Origin of the sequence: Finegoldia magna (genome assembly GCF_018371055.1) — a bacterium.
Lineage (GTDB): Bacteria > Bacillota > Clostridia > Tissierellales > Peptoniphilaceae > Finegoldia > Finegoldia magna_I.
Genome location: NZ_JAGYZD010000212.1, coordinates 1 through 2,866, shown reverse-complemented (window position 1 = coordinate 2,866; position 2,866 = coordinate 1). Strand labels below are relative to the sequence as shown.

Annotated in this window: 4 protein-coding genes; 3 read left to right on the top strand and 1 reads right to left on the bottom strand. The window is 30.2% G+C overall.

The window, feature by feature from the left end; genetic code table 11:
* Nucleotides 1–637, top strand: a 637-nt coding sequence (locus KHW44_RS08100; protein ID WP_304068242.1) for an FAD-binding oxidoreductase, incomplete at its 5' end; no start/stop codon positions are given.
* A gap of 54 nt (nucleotides 638–691) precedes the next feature.
* Here the strand turns inward: KHW44_RS08100 and KHW44_RS08095 are convergent.
* Nucleotides 692–1,195 carry a nitroreductase family protein gene (locus KHW44_RS08095; RefSeq protein WP_002834992.1) on the bottom strand — a complete coding sequence of 168 codons (504 nt, stop codon included), beginning with the start codon at nucleotides 1,193–1,195 and terminating at the stop codon, nucleotides 692–694.
* A 44-nt stretch (nucleotides 1,196–1,239) separates the two neighbouring features.
* Here KHW44_RS08095 and KHW44_RS08090 point away from each other — a divergent pair, with 44 nt between their 5' ends.
* Nucleotides 1,240–2,034 carry a threonine/serine exporter ThrE family protein gene (locus tag KHW44_RS08090; protein WP_035109063.1) on the top strand — a complete coding sequence of 265 codons (795 nt, stop codon included), beginning with the start codon at nucleotides 1,240–1,242 and terminating at the stop codon, nucleotides 2,032–2,034.
* Nucleotides 2,034–2,528: a threonine/serine exporter family protein gene (locus KHW44_RS08085; protein WP_002834990.1), complete on the top strand. Its 495-nt coding sequence runs from the start codon at nucleotides 2,034–2,036 to the stop codon at nucleotides 2,526–2,528. The genes KHW44_RS08090 and KHW44_RS08085 overlap by 1 nt, the downstream gene beginning before the upstream one ends.
* Nucleotides 2,529–2,866: the final 338 nt, after the last annotated feature.

The window sequence follows — 2,866 nt, the reverse complement described above, 5'->3', positions numbered from 1 at the left end:
TAAACCTGGTCAATATGTACAATTAAAAGCAGAAGAATATCCAAAAGGCGATGGATATGAAGGATCAGATGAAGAAGTATTCAGAGCATATTCTATTGCTTCTAGTATAAGAGATGAAAAACATATCGAATTGTTAATTGGTTATACTAAGGGTATTTGTACAACTTATTGTCACAAAGTTCTTAAAGAAGGCGACAAGGTTACTATCAATGGTCCTTATGGTGATTTCTACTATCACGATGAAGATACAGAAATTATATTGGGAGCAGCTGGAACTGGGTTTGCACCAATAAGATCTATACTTAACCACATGAGAGATCATGATGTTAAGAGAAAAGCAAGATTTTACTTTGGAGCCAAAACTCCAGATGATTTATTCTTGTTAGATGAATTGAAACAATTTGAAGAAGATTTGTACGATTTCAAATTTATTCCAGTATTGTCAAGAACAACTCCTGAAATGAATTGGGAAGGAGAAACTGGACATGCTGATGATGCAATCAAGAAATATTGCAAAGAAACTGGAAAGAATAGCTCAGCTTACTTGTGCGGATCTCCAAGAATGATAGAATCTTTGACAAAAGCATTGAACGAAGTTGGAGTAACTGACGACAGAATTTATTACGATAACTTCTAAAATAAAAGATCGATTGAAAACTGATTATGAGTCAGTTTCAATCGATCTATTTTTTTAGATAAATTTAGTTATAAATTTGTTTGGTTTGATTTTTGGAGTTTCGTCACTATAACCCAGAGCAAGTGCACAAGTGATTTCATAATTGTCATCAATGTCTATAGATTGTAGAAAACTTTTGATAGGTTCGCTATCATAGGAATCGTAAAACTGATTAATCCATACATTCGCTACATTTAATTCACAAGCTTTTAACATCATATTTTGCATTATGCATCCACAGTCAAACTTTCTATTTCTATTATCGTGAGGACTTAAAAGCAAAATCATATTTTTGCAATTATAAAATCCGTTGTAGTTTTCGTTGTTTAAATGTTTTCTAATAGATTTTAATAAATTTTCCATTGTACTATCATCAGAGATAGCAACTATAATGTTGTCTTGCTTGTTCATTCCAGTAGGAGCAAAGGTTCCAGCTTCTACGATTTGTTTTATATCTTCTATTGATACCTTTTTAGATGTAAAATTTCTTCTCGATCTTCTGTTTTTGATAATATCCATAATTGCCTCCTATATGTTATAATTTTAATACTGGAGGAGATATTTTGCAATTCGTTAAAACAAAAGAAGATTGCCAAGATTTAATGGATGTAGTCGCTGATACTGCAAGAATTTTGCTTGAGAGTGGCGCGGAAACATATCGTGTAGAAGATACGGCTTTTAGAATGAGTAAAAGTATTCAAAAAGTCAATAAAATAAATGTATTTGTATCTTATACTTGTATCATTATATGTTTGAGTTTTGATTTTGGAGATCTTGTAACTATGAGAAGGACAATTCCTAAGGCTACAAATTTGTGGAAGATTCATCAAATTAATAATTTTTCCAGAAATTTTGTAAAAGATGTGTATACTTTGGATGAGTCAATAGAAATAATAAATAAAATAGATAACAGAACTGTCGATAAAAAACTTTATATCCTAGGTGCATCTGCAGCTTCAGGATTATTTGCGCATTTATTAGTGGGTGGTATTATTGAACCTATCGTAGCTTTCTTTATATCTATATTAGAAATGTTAGTATTCAGATTTTTTCAAAGAAAAGAAAATCCACAATTTGTTAATACATATATTACAGTTGCGTTTATGACATTTCTAACTTTAGTTACATTGAAAATTTTTGGAATCTTTAGTGTAGCTTTGGATATGAACAGTATTATCGTAGGTTGTATCATGCCATTTGTTCCTGGAGTGTCCATTACGAACTCTGTTAGAGACGTACTAAGTGGAGATTTATTATCTGGGATAAGTTCTATGATTAATGCTGTGATTACAGCGTTGAGTATAGCTCTAGGTGTTGGTAGTATATTGTATTTTGCGGTTATGATGGAGGCAATCTAATGTTATATATAATTATAGAATCAATCATTTCATCATTCGCCACACTAGGATTTTCGCTATTTTACGATTCACCAAAAAGATCTTATAAAATAGTTATGGTATCTGGATTTGTAGCGTGGTTCGTTTACAAATATTTAACGATAATTTTAAATAACAAATTTATCGCGGCTCTGTTTGCATCAATCGCTGTAGGAATAATAGGAGAGATAGCTTCAAGAAAAGTTCACATGCCAGTTACGGTTTTTGTAATACCAGGAATAATATCTTTGGTTCCAGGTGCGGATATGTATTACACAATGTACTACACTATACAACAAAATTCTAAACTAGCTTTTTCACATGCTAGAAATGCAATGTTATTTGCAGCTAGTATTGCGCTTGGAATACTTGTAGCATCCTTATCATCTAAGTCTATAAAGCACAATACAATAGAGCATTTACAAACAAATTCAATTTTTAAAATAAAAAACAAAAAAACACTTGACAAAAAATAAAAACCTTGATATTATAAATAAGCACTTTAAGTTAAGTGCTTTTTAAATTACTTAAAAGAAAGTAATGCATGTAAAACGAAAATAAAAAAAGTTTTACAAAACACTTGACAAAATGAAATAATGATAGTAAACTATAATAGTTCACTAAAGTAACATTTCAAGAAAACACATACTAAAGTAACATTTCAAGAAAATACATTTTGATTTAAAAACATTTCAAAAAAAGTGTTGACAAAGAGAAGTTAGTATGATATACTAACAAAGTCGTTACGAAAGTGCGAAGAAAGTTGTCATTAAGACAACAAACTATAGAACCTTAATAAATTAAATAAAGTAAA

Coding starts and splice junctions, on each gene's coding strand:
- KHW44_RS08095 (WP_002834992.1), bottom strand. CDS start 1,195: ATGGATATTATCAAAAACAGAAGATCGAGAAGAAATTTTACATCTAAA.
- KHW44_RS08085 (WP_002834990.1), top strand. CDS start 2,034: ATGTTATATATAATTATAGAATCAATCATTTCATCATTCGCCACACTA.